Annotated in this window: 19 protein-coding genes; 4 read left to right on the forward strand and 15 right to left on the reverse strand. The window is 44.5% G+C overall.

Going from position 1 to position 22,217, the window contains the following annotated elements; translation table 11 throughout:
- The first annotated feature begins 112 nt into the window (after positions 1-112).
- Positions 113-412 (forward strand): DUF4298 domain-containing protein, encoded by a 300-nt coding sequence (locus JMX95_RS03120; RefSeq protein ID WP_055123439.1) that lies wholly within the window; start codon positions 113-115, stop codon positions 410-412.
- Here the strand turns inward: JMX95_RS03120 and JMX95_RS03125 are convergent, their stop codons facing one another.
- On the reverse strand, positions 413-1,354 hold the full coding sequence (locus tag JMX95_RS03125; protein ID WP_201552776.1) for an STM4504/CBY_0614 family protein: 942 nt from the start codon (positions 1,352-1,354) through the stop codon (positions 413-415). It lies immediately after the preceding gene.
- Between the two features lie 47 nt (positions 1,355-1,401).
- Complete coding sequence (locus JMX95_RS03130) at positions 1,402-2,205, reverse strand: sulfite exporter TauE/SafE family protein (protein WP_060492142.1); 804 nt, start codon at positions 2,203-2,205, stop codon at positions 1,402-1,404.
- A gap of 195 nt (positions 2,206-2,400) precedes the next feature.
- Between JMX95_RS03130 and JMX95_RS03135 the strand changes: the two genes are divergently transcribed.
- Both JMX95_RS03135 and JMX95_RS03140 read left to right on the forward strand, forming a co-directional pair.
- Positions 2,401-3,360, forward strand: coding sequence for a biotin--[acetyl-CoA-carboxylase] ligase (locus JMX95_RS03135; protein ID WP_201552774.1), 960 nt, complete (start codon positions 2,401-2,403; stop codon positions 3,358-3,360).
- Positions 3,361-3,397: 37 nt separating this feature from the next.
- On the forward strand, positions 3,398-4,126 hold the full coding sequence (locus JMX95_RS03140) for a pantothenate kinase (RefSeq protein ID WP_201539803.1): 729 nt from the start codon (positions 3,398-3,400) through the stop codon (positions 4,124-4,126).
- Between the two features lie 79 nt (positions 4,127-4,205).
- On the opposite strand, the gene JMX95_RS03145 is transcribed toward JMX95_RS03140, so the two are convergent.
- From JMX95_RS03145 to JMX95_RS03205, 13 genes are all read right to left on the reverse strand, one after another.
- Positions 4,206-4,673, reverse strand: a complete 468-nt coding sequence (locus JMX95_RS03145) for an energy transducer TonB (RefSeq protein ID WP_201552772.1) — start codon at positions 4,671-4,673, stop codon at positions 4,206-4,208.
- 184 nt (positions 4,674-4,857) lie between these two features.
- On the reverse strand, positions 4,858-6,045 hold the full coding sequence (locus JMX95_RS03150; protein ID WP_201560001.1) for an isovaleryl-CoA dehydrogenase: 1,188 nt from the start codon (positions 6,043-6,045) through the stop codon (positions 4,858-4,860).
- Between the two features lie 72 nt (positions 6,046-6,117).
- On the reverse strand, positions 6,118-7,038 hold the full coding sequence (locus tag JMX95_RS03155; protein ID WP_201552762.1) for a hydroxymethylglutaryl-CoA lyase: 921 nt from the start codon (positions 7,036-7,038) through the stop codon (positions 6,118-6,120).
- A 45-nt stretch (positions 7,039-7,083) separates the two neighbouring features.
- Positions 7,084-9,213 carry an acetyl/propionyl/methylcrotonyl-CoA carboxylase subunit alpha gene (locus JMX95_RS03160; RefSeq protein WP_201552760.1) on the reverse strand — a complete coding sequence of 710 codons (2,130 nt, stop codon included), beginning with the start codon at positions 9,211-9,213 and terminating at the stop codon, positions 7,084-7,086.
- 60 nt (positions 9,214-9,273) lie between these two features.
- Complete coding sequence (locus JMX95_RS03165; RefSeq protein WP_201552758.1) at positions 9,274-10,083, reverse strand: enoyl-CoA hydratase/isomerase family protein; 810 nt, start codon at positions 10,081-10,083, stop codon at positions 9,274-9,276.
- Between the two features lie 49 nt (positions 10,084-10,132).
- Complete coding sequence (locus tag JMX95_RS03170) at positions 10,133-11,743, reverse strand: carboxyl transferase domain-containing protein (protein ID WP_201552756.1); 1,611 nt, start codon at positions 11,741-11,743, stop codon at positions 10,133-10,135.
- A gap of 113 nt (positions 11,744-11,856) precedes the next feature.
- On the reverse strand, positions 11,857-13,632 hold the full coding sequence (locus tag JMX95_RS03175) for an AMP-binding protein (protein ID WP_201552754.1): 1,776 nt from the start codon (positions 13,630-13,632) through the stop codon (positions 11,857-11,859).
- Positions 13,633-13,915: 283 nt separating this feature from the next.
- On the reverse strand, positions 13,916-15,703 hold the full coding sequence (locus JMX95_RS03180) for an AMP-binding protein (protein WP_201552749.1): 1,788 nt from the start codon (positions 15,701-15,703) through the stop codon (positions 13,916-13,918).
- Positions 15,704-16,004: 301 nt separating this feature from the next.
- On the reverse strand, positions 16,005-17,228 hold the full coding sequence (locus JMX95_RS03185; protein WP_201552748.1) for an FAD-dependent oxidoreductase: 1,224 nt from the start codon (positions 17,226-17,228) through the stop codon (positions 16,005-16,007).
- A gap of 193 nt (positions 17,229-17,421) precedes the next feature.
- Positions 17,422-18,153 (reverse strand): amino acid ABC transporter ATP-binding protein, encoded by a 732-nt coding sequence (locus JMX95_RS03190; RefSeq protein WP_045443837.1) that lies wholly within the window; start codon positions 18,151-18,153, stop codon positions 17,422-17,424.
- Between the two features lie 182 nt (positions 18,154-18,335).
- Positions 18,336-19,007, reverse strand: a complete 672-nt coding sequence (locus tag JMX95_RS03195; RefSeq protein WP_060490392.1) for an ABC transporter permease subunit — start codon at positions 19,005-19,007, stop codon at positions 18,336-18,338.
- A complete protein-coding gene (locus tag JMX95_RS03200) occupies positions 19,004-19,750 on the reverse strand; it encodes an amino acid ABC transporter permease (RefSeq protein ID WP_055123453.1) in 747 nt (248 codons plus the stop codon). Before JMX95_RS03200 ends, JMX95_RS03195 begins: the two co-directional genes overlap by 4 nt.
- Positions 19,751-19,846: 96 nt before the next feature.
- Positions 19,847-20,833 (reverse strand): glutamate/aspartate ABC transporter substrate-binding protein, encoded by a 987-nt coding sequence (locus JMX95_RS03205; RefSeq protein ID WP_045453598.1) that lies wholly within the window; start codon positions 20,831-20,833, stop codon positions 19,847-19,849.
- A 324-nt stretch (positions 20,834-21,157) separates the two neighbouring features.
- Between JMX95_RS03205 and JMX95_RS03210 the strand changes: the two genes are divergently transcribed.
- Complete coding sequence (locus tag JMX95_RS03210) at positions 21,158-22,138, forward strand: Hsp33 family molecular chaperone HslO (protein ID WP_055123454.1); 981 nt, start codon at positions 21,158-21,160, stop codon at positions 22,136-22,138.
- Positions 22,139-22,217: the final 79 nt, after the last annotated feature.

Here is a 22,217-nt window from a genome sequence, read left to right on the forward strand (position 1 = left end):
GGCGGCTATTCTACCTGAAATTGTGACGGATTTTTAGGGTTTGTGAAGGATGCTATAATAGGGCTGAAAATAATAATCATTCGTCTAAGTATCAAAAAATAAGAGTATAAAAATGCCTAACTATAATCCGCAAGAACTACAGCAAAAATACGAGCAATGGTGCAAACTGCATCGCCAGCAACTCGAAGCGCAGCAGCAGTTTTTGCAAGCTGAAGCATTGCAAAATGAGTTGAAAGATTATTATCTCAATCCGCAATGGATGACAGATCGTGAAACGGATCTGCCAATTGAACATTCAGGTGATGAATACTCTATCTTTAGTGAAGATGCGCTATGGAGTATGCTCAGCGACCATGATGAGCTAGCAAGAAAATGGATGCGTTTGGGGCTGGATGCGATTGATAGGAAATAATCATTTCAAGCTTTCATCTGCTTTGATTAAAAATACAATGGTAGAGGCTGTCATGTGTAGCACATACTGAATAAGGTGTTCAGGAACTTCTATGTCATCATTACCTTTACCATGACCACTCAATTTGTTTCGAGGTGTACCTACACTCGAAGTAAGTATATTGCTTAATGAATTAAATTGATCTGTCCAGAACTTTGGTATCAATTCATTAGCTAAGCAACAATCAATAAGCTTCTTTGAAGCTGCATTTTTATCACATACCCAACTTCTCTTGTGGATTATGATTTTCATGGTACTTTCAAAAGCTTTAAGACAATCTGTTAGTGCTGAATCGTAACGACCATGACGATAATGTTCGTGAGCCTTTAAAAATTCTTCTTGTGCACCTTTATATATTGGATTACTTAGTAACTGTAAAGCTGGCTTAACTGCTTCAGCATGAATAAACTCAGAATCGACTCTAATAATTTGACCATTCTCGTATTGATAACCTACGCCATGCTCACGAAAACGTTGGTTCAATTCGTTGATAGATTCATCAACGTTTATAGAAACTTTATACCTATATTCTCTAGCGAAGCTTGAAATAGTTTGCATCATCAACTCTATAACACTTAGAGCTTGTTCAGTATTGTCTTCACTTAAAAAATAGTTAGAAATACTTTCAAAGTAGGTGATATAAATTTCATTATCGCTATCTTCTTCATCTAGTTTAAATACACCTATTTCTTTGCATAGACTCTTGTAGCATTTTTTCAAATGTTCACGATTTAAGCTGCTAGGATTCCAACCACCGCCTGAATAGTCCGCTTTTATTGTTTCATCCCATAAGTGAACCATTTGGACTTTTAGTTTATCTGGTAATTCATCGTATTGATAAACATCAGGATACTCACCTCGGAGCTTCTTCTGCCTTTTATGAAATAAATCAACAATAGCCATATTAAACCCTCAATTTATTGATTAATAACTACTTTCCTAAACCAAAACTAAATCACCCCAATCCCACTTAACAACAGCTGCCCACCAGCAAATAATAACAACACCCCAAAAGCACGCTTGAGCGTTAGTGCAGGCAACTGGTGCGCAAGCTTGGCACCGACTTTTGCCATCGCAAAGCTAGCGACGGAAATACATAAAAAACCCGTAATATGCACAAAGCCTATCGTGCCCTCAGGTAGGTTGACCACATCTTGCCCGAACCATGCAAACCCTGCCGCACCAGCCAATGCAATCGGCAATCCACAAGCGGCAGACGTGCCGACCGACTGCTTCATCGGTAACCCCGCCCAATTTAAAAACGGTACGGTTAAGCTGCCACCGCCAATACCAAAAATAGACGACGCCATGCCAATCCCTGTACCCGCGCCGAACTGTACGCCAGTTGACGGTAGCGGTTTACCCAGCTGCTCTTTATTGGACAAAAACAGCATTTTTAAAGCAACCAATAACGCGCCGACACCGATGATGGCTTGCAATACTTTTCCATCAATCATATCAGCGATACCTGCTCCCACCAAACTACCGATGACCAAGCCGAGTGCCATTTTGCGCCACACTTCCCAACGCACGCCGCCGCGCTTATTGTGCGCAGTCATTGAGCTGATCGAAGTCACAACGATGGTCGCCAGTGATGTACCAATCGCCAAATGGGTCACCACTTCTGGTGAAAAATCATAAGCGGTAAAAATCCATACCAATGCTGGTACGATAATCATGCCGCCGCCAACGCCAAATAGACCTGCACTGACACCCGCAAATGCCCCTGCAATCACAAACCATACATATAACATCATCGAATCAGCCTTTTATCACACTTATTTTTATAAAAATTCTTTAGTTTTATAATCACTTGCCTATCGCATTTGCTAAATCATAATCCGACCTTTATGCTGTTTATTTGATACTGTCTAATCGCGACAATCTCATGACAATCGCCCAGTATAACAAAGATTATCCACGCTATATTAACCACATCGACGAAACTTATGCCGCCATTGTCCAATTTTTCTGACGACTCATTAGAGCTTCATCATTTACCACAGCTGAACCATCGCCACCTTGTCAGCAGTGCCTCTACCAATAGCGAGCTAATAGCAGATGTACAACATGGCACGTTAAATGCTGCGCAGATGCATCTACTGACCGCTGAAACCCAAAGTGCAGGTCGTGGGCAGCACGGGCGCTCGTGGCAATCACCGCGCGGCAATGTCTATCTGTCGTTATATCATCCTGTTCATCTGCCGATTAGCGGTTTATTGTCGTTAATTATTGGCGTTGAACTGGCAAAAATGCCCGTTATTCAAATATTAAATGAGCAATTACGCGCGCAAGGATTGACGCCCATCGGCGTGAAGTGGGCAAACGATTTGGGCTTTTATCAACCACCATCTGACTCAATGTCAAATGAGCCTAAACTGGCAGCGCAGACCCTACCCTTTAATAAACTTGCGGGTATTTTAATAGAGCCTGTTACCCAAACGGGCAAATTGGTCGGCGTAGTGATGGGCGTAGGACTTAATGTACAGGCAACGCCCAAACTCACTGCGCAAACCTGCGAAGGCATGAGTTATGAGGCGATTAGCCTACAGGATATTTATGAGAGGCTAAAACCAGAGACAGATATTGTGAGCCTACCAAGCCTAAAAATACTTTACCAACAAATGAGTAAAGCCCTGCTAGCCGCGATGACACGCTTTGAGCACCTAGGATTAGAGAAACCCACTGGTCAAAGCTATAATTTGGACAGCTTTTTAAAACAGTTTGATTCGATGGACGCACTGGCAGGATTACGCTTGCACGTTACTCAAGAGCATAACGGTAAAACAGATAGCATCACAGGTTATGCTTGTGGTCTTGATACACATGGATGTTTGCAATTGCGTCAAGATAGCGGTAAGATTTCTGCGCTTTTTACCGGACGCATCGACGTTATTGATAAGGCTTAAATCAAAGACCCAATGGGCACGATATAAAGGGATTTTTATGCTCTGGTTAGATCTTGGCAACACCCGCCTAAAATACTGGCTCACCGATGATATCGGACAAATAGTCGCGCATGATGCCAAGCAACATTTGCAAGCGCCTGCCGAACTACTGATGGGTTTGACCGATCGCTTCGAGCGTTATGCGCCTGATTTCATTGGTATCTCATCGGTGCTGGGCGACGATTTGAATATTAAAGTGTCAGAGACGTTAGGTCGTCTGAATATTCCGTTTGAGTTTGTCCATGTCGATGCCGCGCATGCTTTGATGAAGAGTGCTTATAATGACGAACAGCTCGGCTGTGATCGTTGGCTACAGATGCTGGGCGCCGTGGATAAGAAAAAACGTCAATGCGTGATTGGCTGTGGCACAGCAGTGACCATTGACTTGATTGATCATGCTGAGCATTTGGGCGGTTATATTTTCCCTAGTATTTATCTGCAACGTGAATCACTATTTTCAGGCACTAAGCAAATTACCATATCCAATGGCACCTTTGATAGTGTTGGTCAAGGCATGACCACACAAGATGCGGTACATCGCGGTATCTTGCTCTCTATCGTCGGTGCCATCAATGAGATTAGCCATCGCCATCCCAACTTTGAAGTTATCATGACGGGTGGTGATGCAGCTATTATTTCTCAGCATGTTAATCGACCAGTACGTTTGCGTGATGACTTATTGTTGAATGGCTTGGCACGATATTTTGATCATACCAAGCAGTCGTAATACTCAATAGATACTTTTACATTGAAAATAAAAAAAGCAGTACGTGTAAGGCGTACTGCTTTTTAGTATTGTTTAAGCTTTAGTAATACTCAAATATTATTGGAACGGTTACTTTGCCTACTACTGTCTTACTATCTTTTCTAAATGGTTTCAAAAGACTGCGGCGTAACTCTCTCATAAACTCACTATCAATTTTATCGGAGCCACTACTCTTCAATACGGTAATATTTGCAACTTTACCTTCCTGATTTACAATTAATAAAAATTTCATTTCCGCACGTTTGAGTTTGCAAGGTTCTTCCGGATCACAATTACCCTCTAAGTTGCGAATGTGACGACTATCGAACCTTGGTTGATGTACCCACTTCGCATCAGAAGTTGAAAACTGAATGACGGGTTGCGATGGTGACACGTCTGCTAACTCAGCATTTGCTGAGTGTACCGCAAATACACTCAGTAGAAATAGCGCTTTTGTCAGCACAGAAATAATAGTTAATCGCAGATTTATCTTGAAGCGTGTTTTAGGTGTGGTAATAGTCAGCAGCATAGACGATATCTTATAAATATGGCGAATAAAAAAGGCTAAGAAGCAACTCTATTAATCGATTATTGTCAATCAAAAAATAAAATATACCTTAGCACAATTGTTCGTTATTAACCAGCCATTGTCCTAAGCTAGTCTGGTTATGCCAAATTTAGAAAGTCGCTGATGATAGTATTATATTTTTATACTATTTAGTCTCATTAAATAGCTCACGACCGATAAGCATACGACGAATCTCACTAGTGCCCGCGCCAATCTCATATAGCTTGGCATCACGCCAGTAGCGACCAAGTGGATACTCATTGGTGTAGCCATTACCACCAAAGATTTGAATGCCTTCGCCTGCCATCCAAGTGGCTTTTTCGGCACACCATAAAATCACACTAGCACAATCTTTACGTACTTCGCGACTATGACCAGCACCGCGCGCGTCCAACATATCGAGATTTTTGCCGACAGTGTACAAGAAACTGCGACCTGCTTGCAGTATCGTATACATGTCTGCGACTTTGCCTTGAATAAGCTGAAACTCTCCAATCGCTTGACCAAACTGCTTACGATCATGGATATAAGGCACGACATTGTCCATCACGGCTTGCATGATGCCGATAGGACCTGCAGCTAATACTGCACGCTCGTAATCCAGCCCGCTCATCAATACCTTAACGCCTTCATTGAGACCGCCCAAGATATTTTCACTTGGCACGGTCACATTATTAAAGGTCATCTCACCCGTATGGCTACCACGCATGCCAAGCTTATCGAGCTTTTGTGCCGTACCAAAACCTTCCATGCCTTTTTCAACGATAAAGGCAGTCATACCTTTCGCGCCTAGCTCTGGATTGGTCTTAGCATAAACCACCATCACGTCAGCATCGGGACCATTGGTAATCCACATTTTGCTACCATTCAACACATAGCTACCGTCTTTCTCTTCAGCTTTTAGCTTCATACTAACGACGTCTGAGCCAGCGCCTGTCTCACTCATAGCCAATGCACCGATGAACTCACCGCTGACCAGTTTTGGTAAATATTTTTGTTTTTGTGCCTCAGAGCCATTACGTTTGATTTGGTTGATACATAGGTTCGAATGCGCACCATAGCTTAGCGCGACCGATGCCGAAGCACGGCTGATTTCTTCCATCGCGACCATGTGTGCGACGTAGCCCATGTTAGAGCCGCCGTATTCTTCAGGAACGGTAATGCCATGCAGACCGATATCACCCATCTTTTGCCATAGATCCATTGGGAATTCATCGCTGCTATCAATCTCGGCAGCACGTAGGGCGATTTCATTGGTTGCAAACTGCTGTACCATATCGCGTAATGCATCAATATCTTCGCCAAGTTGAAAATTCAATCCAGGTAAACTCATAACTATTCCTTGTGTTTTGATATTCTGATATTTTTAACGTTTAAGTTCTAATTTGTTTTTTAAAGCCAAAATTTAAGACTGGCGTTTATTGATGATGGCACGTGCCACGTTTGAGCCATTTGGACGCTTTAAGAACGCACTGATACGCTCACCTGCCATGACCAATTTATCTAAATCGATACCAGTGCTGATACCCATACCATGCAGCATATACACCACATCTTCAGTCGCAACATTGCCCGTTGCGCCTTTGGCATAAGGACAGCCGCCCAGTCCAGCCACTGAGGTATCAAACTCGCTAACACCCATTTGTAGTGCGGCTAGCGTATTGCTCAATGCTTGACCGTAAGTATCGTGAAAATGACCTGATAGCATAGAGATATCAGCATATTCTAATGCGGCTTGTAACGCGCGCTGTACCTTGAGCGGCGTACCAACACCAATGGTATCGGCAATACCAATCTGCTCAGCACCAATCTCAACCAAGCGCTTGGTCACATACGCTACTTGGCTTGGGTCAATGTCGCCTTCATAAGGACAGCCAACCGTACAAGAGATAACGCCTCGTACTTTGATGCCTTGCGCCTTTGCAGCCGCTGCCACTGGTGCAAAACGCTCGATACTCTCATCAATACTACAGTTGATATTCTTTTGACTAAAGGTCTCACTGGCTGAGCCAAAAATAACGATTTCATCAGGACGGTGCAAAATGGCGTTTTCAAAACCGCGCATATTGGGCACTAGCACTGAATAGCAAATATCTGTCTGTCGTGTCGGCGCTAGCGCCTCAAGTAGCGCGCTATTATCGCCCATCTGTGGCACCCACTTTGGCGAGACAAAGCTTGTTGCTTCTAGCTTTTTGACACCTGCCGCAATCAAATCATTGATAAGTGCTTGCTTAACCTCAGTCGGTACCGTCGTTGACTCGTTTTGTAGTCCATCACGCGGGCTGACATCAACGATTCTGACGTGCTCTGGATACGAATGGCTCATGCTTGTCGTCCTTATTTTTACTTACCTATTATTAAGCTATGTCAGCTATTCGCTCTCAGTATTTTCGCCAGCATCAATGCGTAATAACTCGTCACCATCAGCAACCAAATCACCTGCTGCAAATAGCAATTCTGCCACTACCCCATCTGTCGGTGCAGTAATAGTATGCTCAATCTTCATGGCTTCGATGACCGCTAACGGTTCGCCTTTTTTCACAGTATCGCCAACCGCCACTTTAAAGGCAACAACCTGTCCTGGCATCGGTGATTTTAAACTACCAACCGCTGCGGACTCTTCACCCACGTGTGCCATGATATCAATCAGCGTAATCTCGTCACGACCACTGTCTGTGAACACATAGACGGTCTCATTAAGTACCCAGCTTTGCGCGCTAGTACGTGCACCATCTAACCATAGCGTATGATTGTGCTCGTCGCTACTGGCATAGCTCACATGACCTTCATAAACCGTTTCAGTCTGAGCAGCGACATTGATATTGCTATTATCCTGCGTGTTAGCGACTTCTTTTTCGATAACGAGCGTAAAGCTACTGAGGTTATCGCTGCCTTTTTTGCTGTCTGAACAATTCGCATTGTGCCAGTTGCTCATGCGGGCAGTATAAGCACTCTCATCATAAACCAAGCTGAATGAGCGAGTATAATCACTATAAGCACGGAAGCCGGTAGGTTTGCTAAATGGATCGATATCTGACTCTTGCATCGCTATCTCGCTCGCAAGCTGACGAGTAATAGCGGTCACAACTAGCGTCGATAATGCCAAAGGCTGCTGATTAAAAATCGCATCACGCTCATGTTCAATCAGAGCAGTATCGAGATTGGCTTGGCTAAAAGATTCTGTATTTAAGATATAACGTAAAAATGCCGCGTTATTCGGTAAACCCACGATACGCGTTTGCGCAAGTGCTCGATCAAGCTTGGCTAATGCCTGCTCTCGCGTTGGTGCATGAACGATGAGCTTGGCAATCATAGAGTCATAAAATGGGCTAATAACATCACCTTCGCGCACGCCATCATCGATACGTACGCCAGTACCATCTTTATCAATCATAAAGGTGCTGTGTTCAGGTTTTTGATACGTAAATAATGTACCGGTCGCGGGCAAGAAGCTATTGTCAGGGTTTTCGGCACAGATACGCGCCTCAATTGCATGACCGTTGATAGTTAGATCGGCTTGGGTTTTTGGCAATGGTTGACCTGCCGCAACCAACAGCTGCCATTCGACCAAATCAACACCAGTAATCGCTTCGCTGACTGGATGCTCAACCTGCAACCGCGTATTCATCTCCATGAAATAAAAATTCATAGCGTCTTCGCGCTGCTCAACGATGAACTCAACCGTACCTGCGCCAACATAGTCGACCGCACGAGCCGCTTCGATGGCAGCGGTGCCCATCGCCTCACGCATCGCAATATCAACACCCGGTGCAGGCGCTTCTTCTAATACTTTTTGGTGACGGCGCTGTACGGAACAATCACGCTCAAACAAATGCACATAGTTGCCATGCGTATCACCAAATACTTGGATTTCGATATGGCGCGGTTTTAAGGCGTATTTTTCAACCAACACTTTATCATCACCGAAGCTAGTAATGGCTTCACGGCGACATGAGTCTAATAAATCCACAAAGTCGCTACTTTGCTCTACGATACGCATGCCTTTACCGCCACCACCTGCACTGGCTTTAATCAGCACTGGATAGCCAATACTATCGGCTTGCTGTTGTAAGAATGTGGCGTCTTGATTGTCACCATGATATCCCGGTATCAGTGGTACGCCCGCTATCTCCATCAATCGCTTGGATTCAGATTTGCCACCCATGGCGCGGATAGCATCAGCTGATGGACCGATAAATATCAGTCCTACATCCTGACAGGCTTGCGCAAAATCTGCATTTTCACTTAAAAACCCATAACCCGGATGAATCGCTTGTGCGCCAGTCTCAAGCGCTATCGCGATAATCGCGTCACCTTTTAGATAGCTGTCTTTCGGTGCCGAGCCGCCCAAATAGATAGCCTCATCACAGACAGCCACATGCTTAGCTTCACGATCCGCATCAGAATAAACAGCGACGGTGCTGACACCCAGACGCTTGGCAGTCGCGGCTACTCGGCAGGCAATTTCACCACGGTTGGCAATTAGAATTTTAGAAAACATAACTATCCCTGTTTCTTGTCGTTTTTATTTGAGGTCTTGTTTATTTACTCATTTATGTCGTTAGTCTGCTGTTAGCCAATCAGGTTTACGCTTTTGCAAAAATGCCTGCACGCCCTCTTTGCCTTGCTCTGATGAGCGAATATCAGCGATGCCTTTTACCGTATCGGCAATCAGCTTATCAGTGATGGGAGCATCAGCGACATCGTGTAATAGCTGCTTGCAAGTTTTGACTGCATCAGGGCTGTTTTTGACGACTTTGCTACAAAATATAGCGACCTCATCAGCCAGCCACTCTTCGCTAACACGCTCATGGATAAAGCCAAGCTGCCGTGCCTTTTTAGCATCAAATACTTCAGCACTTAAGAAGTAACGCTGCGATGCTCTAGCGCCTAGCGCTCGGATGACATAAGGGCTAATCGTTGCAGGGGCTAAGCCCAAACGCACTTCACTTAGGCAGAAGTTTGCAATTTTGACAGCGATGGCCACATCACAGACGGCTACTAAGCCCATGCCGCCTGCATAAACATCACCTTGAATAGCCGCGACTGTTGGCTTTGGGCACTCGTAAATAGTTTTGAGCATTTGCGCTAATTTGTCCGCGTCTGCTAAGTTTTCCTCGTAGCTATAATCTGCCATGGCACGCATCCAATTCAAATCAGCACCCGCACAAAATGCCTTGCCAGCAGCGGCTAGCACAATGACACGTACCTCATCATCAGCACCAAATGTATTGAATGCATCGGTTAGCTCATTAATCATTTCATCATTGAAAGCATTACGTATCTCAGGGCGATTTAAGGTCACCGTAGCAACGTGTTGTTCCACTTTAACCAATAGGCTTTTATAATTTTTATCACTGTCTTTTTGCATAACTTTCTCTATATTTGATATCTCATTATTTAGGCAGACCTTAGGATGATTACATTCTAAAAATACCAAACGTCGTCTCTTCGATCGGCGCGTTATACGCAGCGCTTAACCCTAATGCTAATACATGACGGGTATCAGCAGGGTCAATCACGCCATCATCCCATAAACGTGCGGTGGCATAATATGGGTGACCTTGCTTTTCATACATCTCACGAATCGGTGCTTTAAATGCCGCTTCGTCTTCCTCACTCCATGTCTCACCTTTACGGTCAAAATTGTCACGCTTAACTGTTGCCAGTACCGATGCTGCTTGCTCGCCGCCCATCACAGAGATGCGGGCATTTGGCCACATCCATAAGAAACGCGGGCTATAAGCGCGGCCGCACATGCCGTAGTTACCAGCACCAAACGAACCACCGACGATGACCGTAAATTTCGGTACTTTTGCATTGGCTACTGCCATAACCATTTTGGCACCGTGACGGGCAATGCCTTCATTTTCGTACTTACGCCCGACCATAAAGCCTGTGATATTTTGTAAAAATACTAATGGAATTTTGCGTTTACAGCACAGCTCAATGAAGTGCGTGCCTTTTTGCGCTGACTCACTAAATAAGATACCGTTGTTGGCGATGATACCGACTGGCATCCCTTCGATATGAGCGAATCCGCAAACCAGCGTCGTGCCAAATCGTGATTTAAATTCATCAAAAGCACTGTCATCGACGATACGAGCAATGATTTCTTTGATATCAAATGGCTTGCGCTTATCGGTTGGAATGACGCCATATAACTCTTTGGCATCATAGCGTGGTGGACGCGGTTTGATTTGATTGGGCACTTGCTTCGCAGGACGATTTAGATGGCTAACGATGTTACGCGCAATCGACAATGCATGGGTATCGCTCTGTGCTAAGTGGTCGACGACCCCCGACAGACGAGTATGCACATCGCCGCCGCCCAAGTCTTCCGCCGTGACCTCTTCACCTGTCGCCGCTTTTACCAGTGGAGGACCACCCAAAAAGATAGTACCTTGGTCTTTCACGATGATCGACTCATCACTCATCGCTGGCACATAAGCCCCGCCAGCCGTACAGCTGCCCATGACCACGGCAATCTGTGGAATACCGGCGGCACTCATATTGGCCTGATTAAAGAAGATGCGACCAAAGTGTTCTTTATCGGGGAACACATCATCTTGATTGGGTAAGTTAGCCCCGCCTGAATCCACCAAATAAACACAAGGCAAATTGTTTTCTTGCGCGATTTCTTGTGCACGCAGATGTTTTTTGACCGTCATTGGGTAGTAAGTGCCACCCTTTACCGTGGCATCATTACAGACAATCATACACTCAATGCCATTGATACGACCGATACCCGCAATCACGCCTGCCGCTGGAATCTCTTCGCCATACATATCGTGCGCGGCCATCGGTGCCACTTCTAAAAATGGCGTACCCACATCGAGCAAACGCTCAACACGCTCACGAGGCAAGAGTTTGCCACGGGCTAAATGCTTGGCACGTGCACGCTCTGAACCGCCTTGCACGACTTTACGTAAGTGGCCATATAGGTCATCGACCACCGCTTGCATTGCGGCACTGTTTTGCTGAAATTCAGCGGCGTTCGGACTCAGTTTACTGGTTATGATAGCGCTCATGACATCCCTTTTCTTTAATGCGTAAATGCGAGTGGCTTTTTTATTTTATGCTTTATTTTAGCTTTTACTCATATATCTTACTCATAAAATAACAGATAAGAGTGGTCAAATTTCTATAGACTCAGCTCTTCTATCATCTGCTCAATAATTTTATATTTCTGAATTTTTCCAGTGATGGTCATTGGATATTCAGTCACGAAACGATAATAAGTCGGTACTTTATAATGGGCAATATGCTCGCTACAGAACTCGCGAACGTCTTCTTCCGTCAAGCTGTCTGCTTCTTTAGGAATAATCCACGCCGCGAGTACTTCACCATACTTTTTATCAGGAATACCGACGATTTGCACATCTCGAATCTTCGGATGACGATAGAGATAGTTTTCGATTTCGACCGGATAAATATTCTCACCGCCACGAATCACCATGTCTTTACTACGACCAACGATTTTGACATAACCGTCTTCATCCATCGTAGCCAAATCACCCGTATGCATCCAACCGTCTTGGATGGCTGCGCGGGTTTTGAAGCGACTGCCCCAATAGCCTTTCATCACTGAATAACCACGTGTCAGTAACTCACCGGTCTCGCCCAATGCGACAGTCTCACCGGTTTCAGTATTGATGACTTTGACTTCAAGCGCAGGCTGTACTAAACCAACGGTTGAGACTTGTTTATCAAGTGGCGTGTGCTCATTGGTCTGGCAAGACACTGGACTGGTCTCTGTCATGCCATATGCAATGGTGACTTCACTCATATGCATCTCGTCGATGACGCGGCGCATGACTTCGATCGGACAACTAGAGCCCGCCATGATGCCAGTACGCAAAGTCGATAAATCAAAGTTTTTAAACTCTGGATGGTCAAGCTCAGCGATAAACATCGTTGGCACACCGTGCAAACCCGTACATTTTTCTTCTTCGACGGCTTGCAACACAGTCAATGGCTCAAAACCATCGTTCGGATAAACGATACAACCACCATGCGTGAGAATAGCTAAGTTACCAAGCACCATACCGAAACAATGGTAGAGTGGCACTGGAATACAGAGTCTGTCCTCTTCTGTGAGATTCATAGCCTCACCGATGAAGTAACCGTTGTTAAGAATATTACGATGGCTTAATGTTGCACCTTTTGGCGTACCAGTCGTGCCACTGGTGAACTGAACATTGATAGCATCGGTGTTTTTGAGTTGGGCTTGGCGCTCTGCAACCCGTGGATCGTTAGCATCGCCTTCCGCCATCCATGCAGAGAATTTCTGCATAAAGCCAAAGGTTTCTTCAGATGATGGCTCATCAATCCAAATGATACGCTCAATCGTTGGAATCTCGACCAAATCAAGCTGGGTGTAGTCTTTATGATAAATCTCAGGACACAGTTCACTGATGAGACTGGCGTAATCGCTGGTTTTGAAATGGCGCATGAGTACAAGCGCTGAACAGCCCAATTTATTCAAGGCATATTGCAGCTCAAAGGTACGATAGGCAGGATTGATATTGACAAGGATAATACCGGCTTTTGCCGTTGCTAATTGCATGAGCAGCCATTCAGCATTATTGTGTGACCAGATACCGATGCGATCACCGATTTCCAGCCCCATTTCAATCATGGCACTCGCTAACTGATTGACTTGCTGTTGCAATTCTCGGTAGGTCCAGCGAATATTTTGATGGCGAGAAACCAAGGCTTCGCGCTCTGGATATTTGGATACAATAGCATCAAAAAAGTCACCGATAGTCGCTTCAATGAGCGGCACATCAGGACCTTTATCATAGCTTTGGGTAAGCGGTGCATTTGCTGAGCGTGCGCCCATATTAATACTAGGAATGCTATTTAGAATAGTATCAAAATCAATGTGAGTCGCATCAAAATCAGAATTTTGCGTCATAACGAGTCCTTTCGTTTTACTTTTTATGGTGCTTATTAGTCGCCTATCGCCGATTCATTCTTCCTTGAACAGGTCTTAACTAGCGTTAGCTACTATACCGTCTTAAATCGAAGGCTGTCAATAATAGTAATACAATATGTATCATTTAAAATGATAGTATAAGATGAAGATAAATTCATCAGTCATGATTAAGTGACGAATTTTCTGAATGACTTAAATCAAAAAAGCCAGCCTTATCATATATAGAAAAAAGCTGGCTTTTCCAGTGATTAATAGTCTCAAATCACTCCAGACCCAATTCTTTTATCATTTGCTCAACAATTTTGAATTTCTGAATTTTACCAGTGATGGTCATTGGATATTCATCAACGAAACGAAAGTAGGTCGGCACTTTATAATGAGCAATATGGTCACAACAAAACTGCCTTACCTCTTCTTCGCTTAAGCTATTTGGCTCTTTTGTAATAATCCACGCCGCAAGTACCTCACCGTACTTTTTATCAGGAACACCAACAATTTGTACATCGCGAATCTTCGGATGACGATAGAGATAGTTTTCGACTTCTACTGGATAGATGTTTTCGCCGCCGCGAATGACCATGTCCTTGCTACGTCCCACCACAGTGATGTAGCCATCTTCGTCCATTACCGCCAAATCACCCGTATGCATCCAGCCATCAGTAATCGCCGCGCGTGTTTTAAAGCGGCTGCCCCAATAGCCTTTCATCACCGCGTAGCCATAAGTGAGTAATTCACCCGTCTCTCCAATCGGGACGACATCACCCGTTTCGGTATCCACGATTTTGACCTCAAGCGCGGGCAGCACCATCCCTACGGTAGAAACTCTTTTTTCAAGGGGTGTTTGCGAGCTGGTTTGACAAGAAGCTGGACTGGTCTCGGTCATGCCATAAGCAATCGTCACCTCGCTCATGTGCATTTTATCCATGACGCGGCGCATGACTTCGATGGGACAACTAGAGCCGCCCATAATACCAGTACGTAAGCTGGTCAAGTCAAAACTGTCGAAGTCTGGATGATCCAGCTCTGCGATAAACATCGTCGGTACGCCGAGCAAGGCGGTACATTTTTCTTTTTCGACCGTTTGCAATACGGTGAGCGGATCAAAGCCATCATTAGGATAAACGGCGCAACCACCATGGGTTAAAATAGCTAAATTACCACCTACCATGCCAAAGCAGTGATAAAGCGGTAATGGAATGCATAGCCTATCCTCCTCTGTCAGCCTCATACCTTCGCCAAGGAAGTAGCCATTATTCAAGATATTTCGATGCGTTAAAGTAGCGCCTTTTGGTGTACCCGTTGTCCCACTAGTAAACTGCACACTAATAGCATCGGTATTCTTAAGCTGGGCTTGGCGCTCCGCGACGCGAGGGTCGTTTGCGTTACCCTCTGCCATCCAAGCAGAGAATTTCTGCATAAAATTGAAATTTTCATCAGATGCTGGCTCGTCAATCCAAATGATGCGCTCAATCGTTGGAATCTCGACCAAATCAAGCTGAGTATAATCTTTATGATAAATCTCAGGACAAAGCTCACGAATCATTTGCGTATAGTCGCTGCTTTTGAAATGACGCATTAATACCAATGCCGAACAGCCCAGCTTATTCAGTGCATATTGCAGCTCAAAGGTACGGTAAGCGGGATTGATATTGACGAGGATAACGCCGACTTTCGCGGTTGCCAATTGCATCAAAAGCCATTCAGCATTATTGTGTGACCAGATACCGATGCGATCACCGATTTCTAGCCCCATTTCAATCATGGCACTCGCTAACTGATTAACTTTCTCTTGTAGTTCGCGATACGCCCAGCGAATATTTTGATGACGAGAAACCAAAGCTTCACGCTCTGGATATTTATTGACAATGGCATCAAAAAAATCACCGATTGTCGCTTCAATCAGCGACACATCAATGCCTTTATCATGGCTTTGGGTGAGTGGCGCATTTGCTGAACGCACGCCTACATTAACTTTAGGGATATTGTTGAGAATACTGTTATTAGGCGTACTTTCATTAATAGTACTTTCAAAGTCAGAAACTTGAGTCATAACGAGTCCTTTCGTTTTGCTGTTTAATGTTTGTTATCAGAGCGGTAATAGACTACAAAGGTAAATGTCATATTCTTCCTTGAATATTCTCTGTCACCATAGACTATAATTAAATCAAGCCCTAACCAATATAGCCTCTTAAATGAAAGCCTGTCAATAATATTGATACAGGACGTATTGATTACTATTGCTGCGCCATCTTATTAAGTTGATTATTTATATAAAAGATACGATAGACATAAAAAAGCCAGCGCTGCATTAGGATAGCAACACTGGCTATGATTTAGAGCTTTTTTAATCGTTACAATGTAGGTGCTACAGGCGATTTAATCGTTACTGTTGCGCTGACTTCATCACTATCATTTAGCAAGTCCATGACCAGCTCTTCATCACTTTCTGTCTTGACCTGCCAATTACCAGTCGCTTTTGGCACACCTGTCACCATGACGGAGATTGCTTTGTTTTTTAGACGAATCATTGGCGGTTTATGCTCATAGCCATTATGATCTAGGCCCAACACATCATCAGCAATGGTAGCAGCCTGCGCGCGTAATGGGGCGACATAGCGACACGGTACACCATCGATAGACATACAGTCACCAATCGCATAAATATTGGCTGTACTGGTACGCAAGGTCGGCGCATCCACCACGATCCCAGTGCGACGGTCAAAATCGACACCAGCTGCGGTAGGCAGTTTGTCATCGACCGTCAAACCTGTACTGGCAATCACATGATCCACGATGAGTGGTTCGATTGGCTCAGCAATACTGCTTTCTGTCGCTGATGCTAGCGCCTCATAACTGACCTGCAGTTTTCCATCACTGATACGAGTAATAGCAGATACCTGATACCCTCCTAAAAAGTTAATCCCTTGCGACTTGACCGCTTGGGCGATACGAGAAGTTGCTTTTGGCGGTAGCATTTGTGATAGTGGCGCATCGTTTAAATCAATGAGTGTCACTTGATGACCGGCTTTTAATAAGTCTTCTGCAATCTCCGTCCCAACCATACCTGCACCAACGATGGCAACGTGCTGACTGCCAGTTGCTAGCTTTTCTTGCAACTGTCCAAAGCGCTCAATATGATTGACGTGCCATACCAAATCCTCTGGCAAGCTTTTTGGGAAGATAGGATGCGCACCCATGGCGAGCACCAACTTGTCATAGCCGATTGTGGCGTAATTGGTATAAACGGGATCTGAGCGCAGCGCAGAGATAAGCTGCAACTGTTGAGTGGTCGTATCAACATCCGTTACTTGCGTGTTGGCAAGTAGCTTAATATTTGCAGCTTCTGCGGCATCAACGCCTGTTGCTCTGACCAAATCTGCTGCACTTTTCTTTTGGCTAATCGCCATGGTCAGCATTGGCTTGTGATAACGATCGCCACTGTCGGCAGTAATTAAGGTAATCGGGATGTCTTTGTCTTTTGCACGAATGGCATCAATGACATGCCAGCCTGCCAAACCTGCACCAATAATGACGATACCTTTAGATGATTCTACTAATGAATTTTCTACACTCATATGAACTCCAATACGGTTTATGAATTATTTTAATTATCAGAAATATTGACCGCTATTGTATCAGTAAACAGGTATGCACTCACATACGCATCCAAATTGAAGGTATAAATCAACTTCCACAAAAAAAGCGCCTATTAATAGACGCTTTTTAGAGATGCTATTTATAAAAAATTCAAATAATGAAATAGAGATTTTAGTGATTCAAAATCTTCGATAAGAAAAGTTGCGCGCGATCACTTTTTGCCCCTTCAAAAAACTCATCCTTACTACAGTTCTCAACAATATGACCTTCGTCCATAAAGATAATACGGTTGGCTACTTGACTGGCAAAGCCCATTTCATGGGTCACACACATCATGGTCATGCCATCACGAGTCAGCTCAACCATGACATCAAGTACTTCTTGAATCATCTCAGGGTCAAGCGCAGAGGTCGGCTCATCAAAGAGCATCGCTACAGGATCCATTGCCAGCGCTCGTGCAATCGCAACACGCTGCTGCTGACCACCAGAGAGCTCGGCTGGATATTTCGCAGCCTGTACCGTTAGTCCAACGCGATCTAAATATGCCATGGCTTTTTGCTTGGCCTCGCTCTCTTTGCGACCCAATACTTTAATTTGAGCGACCGTTAAATTATCAATAATGGTCAAATGCGGAAACAACTCAAAATGCTGAAAGACCATGCCGACACGGCTGCGTAATTTTGGCAGATTGGTTTTTGCCGCACCAACTGAGATACCATTTACCATGATCCCACCTTCTTGAAAAGGCTCCAGTCCATTGACCGTCTTAATCAAGGTTGACTTACCACTACCTGATGGCCCGCACACGACAACGACATCGCCTTTATGAACATGCGCCGTACAATCACTCAATACTTGAAAATCCCCATACCATTTGCTGACATCGGACATTTGAATGACCATCTCATCACTAGCATGACCATTATTGGTGACCAGTCCGCCAAAGGCATTTAAGTATGTATCAGCTTTGCTCATCACTGGCTCCTAACCACATTGTTTTTAATAATCGTCATTTAAAAAAAGTTAAATCAACTACTCAACCAAAGCCTCAACACTCAAAAAGCGCAAGCCAAGATAAATATCTATCAAAATCGCAAACGCTTTTGCAATTGTTGTACACCCACGGAGGCACTGACACTGATGATAAAATACACCGCACCAGCACCCAAAATGTAAGGCGTCAGCAAACCCATCAGCTCACCGCGTACATAGGCGGCACGGAAAAAGTCTGTCAAACCAATAGCGAAAACCAACGTCGTATCTTGGAATAAAATAATACACTGCTGCAAGATTAGCGGCAGCATTTTGCGAAAGGCTTGTGGCAAAATAACCAGACGCATGGTCTGCCCATAAGTCATACCCAGCGCTTTGGCGGCATTGACCTGCCCACTACCAATCGATTGAATACCAGCACGCACCACCTCTGAAAAGTAAGCGGCTTCAAACATCATAAAAGCAACCACACAAGAGGCAAAAGCAGCATCAAGTTGTAAATACTTACCCGCTATCCAAAAATAAATCATCGGTACGGCAAAGTAAAACCACAGTAGCACCAGTAGTAGCGGTACAGAACGAAAATAATTGACGTATAGCTTTGCTGGAATCTCAAGCGCTTTGATACCAGACAAGCGCATCAATGCCAATACCGTTCCTAAGCTAATACCACCAATAATCGCCAAAAACAGCACTTTTAAGGTGGTAATCATGCCGCCCATCAAACCAGGATAGGCTGTTGCCAATTCGGTCATCATGTTCATTTCTGACCTCCTGCAATGAGCCCAGGTACACGCAGTTTGCGCTCAATTAACCCCATAATAGCAATCAAAGATAAGTTAAATACTAAATAAATAATCGTCGCGTAGGTATAAATCTCGATGCTGTTTTGGGTGTATTCGCTGATGGTTTTGGTTTGACTAATCAGCTCCATTACCCCCACTAATGAGGCGACGGAGGCGTTTTTGAAGCAGTTGGTCAGCTCAGAGCTGAGCGGTGGCAAAATAATACGAAAGGCCTGCGGTAGCAGTACTTCTTTGTAGACTTGCGGAATACTAAAGCCTAGTGCATAAGCAGCATTGATCTGACCTTCGGGCAACGACTCAATACCTGTACGCACCTGTTCAACGATACGAGCGGCGGTAAATAAGCCAAGACCGATACTTGCTGAGAGCATGGCTGACGTATTAGGAGATAAATCTTTATACCACCACTCTTGTATCGTGGGCGTGAGCCAGCCAGGTGCAATATAAAACCAAAAGAACAATTGGACAAGCAGTGGAATATTACGAAAAAATGTCACATAAGCGGTGCCAATGGCACGAGCGGTCTTATTAGGCAAAGTACGCATGATGCCAAAGATAGTACCTACGACCATAGCAATGGCCCATGCGATACTACCAATCAATAGTAGCCAGCCAAGACCAGTAATCATCCAATGGATATAAAGCTCATTACCGATACCAGTCTGCTCAAAGAGCACACCCCAGTTCCAGCTATAATTCATGGTTGTCTCTCCGAGCAGCGACTGAAAATCCTACGTGTTCAGATTGATATCAACATCAGTCTTAACACGTAAGCAAGCTATGTTGCAGGACAATAATTACTGTGCCGTCGCAACTTTCGGCTGAGCGCTGTCATGCGGACTGGCAATCAAGGCTTTTAAGTTGTCAGACATCTCAAAGTTTAGATTGACGTTCTTTGGTGGGATTGGGTTTAAGAACCACTTGTCATAAATGCTGTTGATTTCCCCTGATTTAAAGACATTCGCTAACGCTTCATCGACCACTGCTTTGAACTCAGGATCATCTTTACGCATCATGCAACCATAAATCTCAAACGATTGCGGCGTGCCGACGATGACCCATTCATCAGGATTTTTTGCTTTGGCTTTTTCGCCAGCAAGTAGTACATCATCCATCATAAAGGCATCAGCGCGACCATTTTCTAGCATAAGGAAGCCTTCGCCGTGGTCTTTTGCTGAGATGATATTCATGTCCATTTTGTTGTCATCGTTGTACTGACGAATATAACGCTCTGAAGTTGTGCCTGCGGTGGTGACTAAGGTCTTACCTTTTAGGTCTTCGAAATCTTGAATACCTGAGTCTTTTTTGGTCAATAAACGCGTACCGATTTCAAAGAAACCGTTGGAGAATGCCACTTGTTTTTGACGCTCTTCGTTGTTGGTGGTTGAACCACATTCAAAGTCGACCGTGCCGTTTTGTACCAAGGGAATACGGGTTTGTGAGGTGATAAGGTTATAACGGACGTTGAGGTCTGGCATGTTTAGCTTTTGCTTAACCGCTTCGACGACTTTCATCTCTAAATCGTGCGCATAACCAATCGGCTGATTTGGGTCGTCAGCGATATAAGAAAATGGAATAGAAGAGTCACGGTGACCGACCACGATAGTACCTGAGTCTTTGATTTTTTGTAGAGTACCGTTGGTAGTGGTTTCTGTCGCTGTTGCATCATCTGCTGGCGCATCAGTGCTGGTTTGGCTACTGTTATTACACCCTGCAAGACCTAGCGCCATAAAAGCAGCGAGAGTTAAAGGTTTAGAGAAAGACCTAGAAGATAGATAGCTCATGAGATACATCCTTTTATCACATTATCACAAGATTGAATGAGTGCTTGGACGACACAGGTCTTATTCATTGACCTCATTGCCACGCATCCATGCGGTTGTTGTTGCTGTTATTTATCACAATGCAACTTAATGTTACTGTACAACAAATTAGCGGGTGTGGGTAAAAAATTTTTAATGAGGCTTATTTTTTGAGGATATCGGGTTTAGTATCGCCATAACTATCCAATAAACGTCTTTAATCTGTTAAACAATATCTAAAGAGCAATTGATAAATCACGATGAATCCCCATAAAGCTAACAACTTCTTAATACTATAAATGACCTATGACACAAGATACTCAAGTCCCTAATACGGACAGCCAGAACGCTGGCAACCATAGTGACAATGACGTACGTCAACGTTTCTTTATTGAAGATTCGCCGGTGCGCGGTGATGTGGTGCGCCTATCACGCAGCTATGCCAGTACGATAGCCCAAAAGCCTTATCCTGAAGCGATCAAGCGCTTATTGGGTGAGATGCTGACAGCAGCGAGTTTGCTTATCGGCACGGTCAAAATCAATGGTCATCTGTCGATTCAATTGCAATCATCGGACAGCGATAGCTTGCTAAACTGGGCAATGGCAGAATGCAATCAAGACGGTATCATCCGTGCCCTTGCTAGCTGGAAGGGTGAGACTGATGAGCAAGTACAGGCTTGGGAAAATATGACTCATGCCAAAGAGGCATTTGCTGAATTGGGTGCGATGGGTCAAGGCGTATTGTTTATTAACATTCAGCCTGAAGGCGGCGAAGCCTATCAAGGCATCGTCGAGCGCAGCCATGACAATTTGGCAGACTGCTTAGCGCACTACCAAAAGCAATCGGCGCAGATTCCAACCTTGATTAATTTGGCGTCTGATGGTCTGCAAGCGGGTGGAATGTTGGTACAGATGCTTCCTCGTACTGCTGAAGAAACCTATGAAGTCGAGCAAAACCAAGATGCGGGTATCGACGATGATTTATGGACGCGTCTGAGCGTTTTGACACGGACAGTGAAAGCTGAAGAGTTGACCACGCTTGATGCCAACGAAATCCTTTATCGCTTGTATCATGAAGAAAATGTCGTCGCGCCCGATCCTGTTGCATTATCATTTGGTTGCACCTGCTCACGTGAGAAATGTGAGATGGCCATTGAGCAAATCGGTGAAGCAGAAGCCTTAGACATCATTGATGAGCAAGGCGGTAACTTTGAGATGGATTGCGGGTTTTGTGGCGAGATGTATAAATTTAATAAAGACGATGTGACCACGATATTTTCTGAGTAATTAGGATTTAGTGCAGCTCGCTTAGTAATAAAAAAACCCTCAAGTGTGACGCTTGGGGGTTTTTAATGTCAGGGCTTGA

This window comes from Psychrobacter sp. NC44, from assembly GCF_904846655.1.
Classification (GTDB): Bacteria; Pseudomonadota; Gammaproteobacteria; order Pseudomonadales; family Moraxellaceae; genus Psychrobacter.